The following is a 3,356-nucleotide window of genomic DNA, read 5'->3' as shown; positions in this document are numbered from 1 at the left end:
CCTCCCAGCGGTAGCTGGGGGAGGGTGGGCACAACCCGACCACCGGCCCGCAGCCGCACACGCGCCCCTCGACCCCGACGGCACCGTGCTCATCACCGGCGGTACGGGCAGCCTCGGCGCCCTCTTCGCCCGCCACCTCGTGAGAGAACACGGCGCCCGGCACCTGCTGCTCACCAGCCGCCGCGGCCCCGCAGCCCACGGCGTGGAGGAGCTCACCGCCGAGCTGAAGGCGCTCGGCGCCGAAGCCGTGACCGTCGCCGCCTGCGACGTAACCGACCGCGAGGCAGTCGCGAAACTACTGGCCGGCATCCCGGCCGAACACCCCCTCACGGCCGTCATCCACACGGCAGGCGTCCTGGACGACGGCCTGATCGCCTCCCTCACCCCCGAACGCCTCGCCGCCGTCCTCCGCCCCAAGGTCGACGCGGCTTGGCACCTCCACGAGCTGACGAAGGAGAAGAACCTCGCCGCCTTCGTCCTCTTCTCCTCCATCGCCGGCATAGTCGGCGGCCCCGGCCAGTCCAACTACGCGGCCGCCAACGTCTTCCTGGACGCCCTCGCCGAGCACCGCAGGGCGAACGGCCTGCCCGCCACCTCCCTGGCCTGGGGCCTGTGGGAGCAGGAGGCCGGCATGAGCGGCCACCTGGACGACACCGACCTCAAGCGGATCGCCCGCAGCGGCTTCCGCCCGGTCACCGCCGTCCAGGGCACCGCGCTGCTGGACCTGGCCCTGGAGCTCGGGGACCCGGCCCTGGTCGCCACCCCGCTCGACCTCACCCCGCTGCGGGCCCAGCCGGCCCAGGCGCCCACGGTGCTCGGCGCCCTGGTGCGCACCCCGGCGCGCCGTATGGCCCGCAATTCCGACACCGTGGACGGTTCGCTGGCCGAGCGGCTGGCCGGGCTGGACACGGACGGGCGGCGGGAGGCCGTCCTGGAGCTGGTCACCGCCGAGATCGCCGGGGTGCTCGGGCACTCCGGGGGCACCGGCATCGACGCCTCGCAGTCCTTCCCCTCCCTCGGCTTCGACTCGCTCACCTCGGTCGAGCTGCGCAACCGGCTGGGTGCCGCCTCCGGCGTCAAGCTGCCGGCGACGGTGGTCTTCGACCACCCCACGCCGGAGGGCCTGGCCGCCTTCCTGCTCACGGAGGCGCTGGCCGGGGCCACCGGTGACGCGGCCGCCCCGGGCGTGGACTTCGCCGCGGAGATCGTCCTCGCCGAGGACGTCCGCCCGGCGGACGAGGTCGTGCGCGTCGCGGCCGATCCGAAGGAGATCCTGCTCACCGGCGCCACCGGCTTCCTCGGGGCATTCCTGCTGCGCGACCTGATGCGGACCACCACGGGCCGGATCCACTGCCTGGTGCGCGGCACGGACGAGGCCGGCGCCCTGGCGCGGCTGCGCGCCAACATGGAGTACTACCGGGTCTGGGACGAGGTCGACCCCGCGCGGCTGGCGATCGTCCTCGGCGATCTCGCCGAGCCGGGCCTGGGCCTCGCGCCGGAGACCTTCGACGCCCTCGCCCGCGAGGTCGACGTGGTCTACCACAACGGCGCCCGCGTCCACTGGCTCCACCCGTACACCACGCTCAAGGCGTCCAACGTCCTGGGCACGGAGGAGGTGCTGCGGCTGGCCGCCCGGCACCGCACGGTGCCCGTCCACTACGTCTCGACCGTCGGCGTCTTCGACGGCGTGCGCGAGGAGGGCGTCCCGCTGAAGGTCACCGACCCGACCGGCCCCGCCGAGGCGCTGCCGAGCGGCTACCTCCAGAGCAAGTGGGTGGCGGAGCAGCTCATCGGGGTGGCCCGCGAGCGCGGCCTGCCGGTCTCGGTCTACCGCGTCGACGTGATCTCCGGTGACCAGGAGAACGGCGCCTGCCAGACGGCGGACTTCGTCTGGCTCAGCCTCAAGGGCCTGCTCCAGGCCGGTTCGGTGCCCACGACCAGCGGTGGCCGCTTCCATCTGCTGCCGGTGGACTATGTGAGCGCCTCGATCCTGGGCATCTCCCGGCAGGAGAAGAGCGCCGGCGGCACGTTCCACCTGTTCAACCAGAGCTCGCTCTCCCTGGGCACCTGCGTCGCCTACCTGCGCGACCTGGGCTACCCGCTGGGCGAGCGCTCCTGGGACGAGTGGAGCGAGTCCGTCCGTACGGACCGGGACAACGCCCTGTACCCGCTGCTGCACGCCTTCGAGATGATGACGTCGGACACCGACGCCTTCTATCCGCCGATCGGCACCGAGGAGACGGAGGCCGCGCTGGAGGGCAGCGGCATCGCCTGCCCGGAGCTGACGCGGGAGCTCTTCGAGAAGTACGTCGGCTTCTTCGTCGAGGAGGGCCACTTCCCGGCGGCGCCGGTGAGCCAGCCGGTCAGCTGAGCGCGATCGAATTCGGGAGGGGCCGAATATCCGGCCCCTCCCGAATTCGGCCCCTCCGGCATTCGGGGAAAAAACCAAGGGCTGGCAAACTCCCCATCATGACCAGCCAGCACTCCCTCCTCCCCCACAAGGTGACGCTCGTCACCGGCGCCAGCAGTGGCATAGGCGCGGCCGCCGCCCGCGTCTTCGCCCGTGAGGGCGCCCGCGTCGTCCTCGCGGCCCGCCGTGAGGACCGCCTCGCCGCCCTCACCGCCGAGCTCCGCGAGCAGGGCGCCGAGGCCTCGTACGTCGTCACCGACGTCACCCGCCCCGACGACGCCCGTCGCGCGGTCGAGTTCGCCGTCAAGCGGTACGGCCGTCTGGACGCCGCCTTCAACAACGCCGGCGTCGGCGGCGACCGCACCCCGATGCACCTGATGGGCGACGACGTCTACGACGCGATCATGGACACCAACGTCCGCGGCGTCTGGAACTGCCTGCGCCATGAGGTCTCCGCCATGCTGGCGACCGGCGGCGGCGCGATCGTCAACAACAGCAGCGTCGCCGGGCTCGTCGCCATCCCGGCCGCCGCCCCCTACGTCGCCGCCAAGCACGCGGTGGCCGGGCTGACCCGGGCCGCGGCCGACGAGTACGCCAGGCAGGGCATCCGGGTCAACGCCGTCGCCCCGGGCACCACGCGCAGCGAGATCACGGCCGACTGGTTCGACCGCAACCCGGGCCTGGAGGAGATGGTGAACGGCATGACCCCGCAGGGCCGCACCGCGGCCCCGGAGGAGATCGCCGAGGCGGCCGCCTGGCTGCTCAGCGACCGCTCGCCGTTCCTCACCGGCGTGGTGATGCCGGTGGACGGCGGCTTCGTCAACCAGTGACGACCAGTGACGGCCGTCAGCCGGTGACAGCCGCGGTCCCGGCCCCCGCGCCGTACCGCAGCCCTATCCGGAACGCGATCTCGCCGCCCTGCACCCCGGCGACCTCATAGGCTGTC

General features: G+C 73.1%; 2 protein-coding genes. Both read left to right on the top strand.

Annotation, left to right across the window (positions count from 1 at the left end; translation table 11 throughout):
- A partial coding sequence (locus K6I33_RS33405; RefSeq protein ID WP_229358486.1) for a thioester reductase domain-containing protein occupies nt 1-2,371 on the top strand: 2,371 nt, incomplete at its 5' end.
- A gap of 98 nt (nt 2,372-2,469) precedes the next feature.
- Nucleotides 2,470-3,240: a glucose 1-dehydrogenase gene (locus K6I33_RS33400; RefSeq protein ID WP_229358484.1), complete on the top strand. Its 771-nt coding sequence runs from the start codon at nt 2,470-2,472 to the stop codon at nt 3,238-3,240.
- Nucleotides 3,241-3,356: the final 116 nt, after the last annotated feature.

It is taken from the genome of Streptomyces sp. UNOB3_S3, from assembly GCF_020740895.1.
In the GTDB taxonomy this organism is placed as follows: Bacteria; Actinomycetota; Actinomycetes; order Streptomycetales; family Streptomycetaceae; genus Streptomyces.
This window is presented reverse-complemented; position numbering and strand designations above follow the sequence as displayed.

What these genes read in the sequence shown, in the direction of transcription:
- K6I33_RS33400 (WP_229358484.1), top strand. Translation starts at nt 2,470, where the DNA reads ATGACCAGCCAGCACTCCCTCCTCCCCCACAAGGTGACGCTCGTCACC.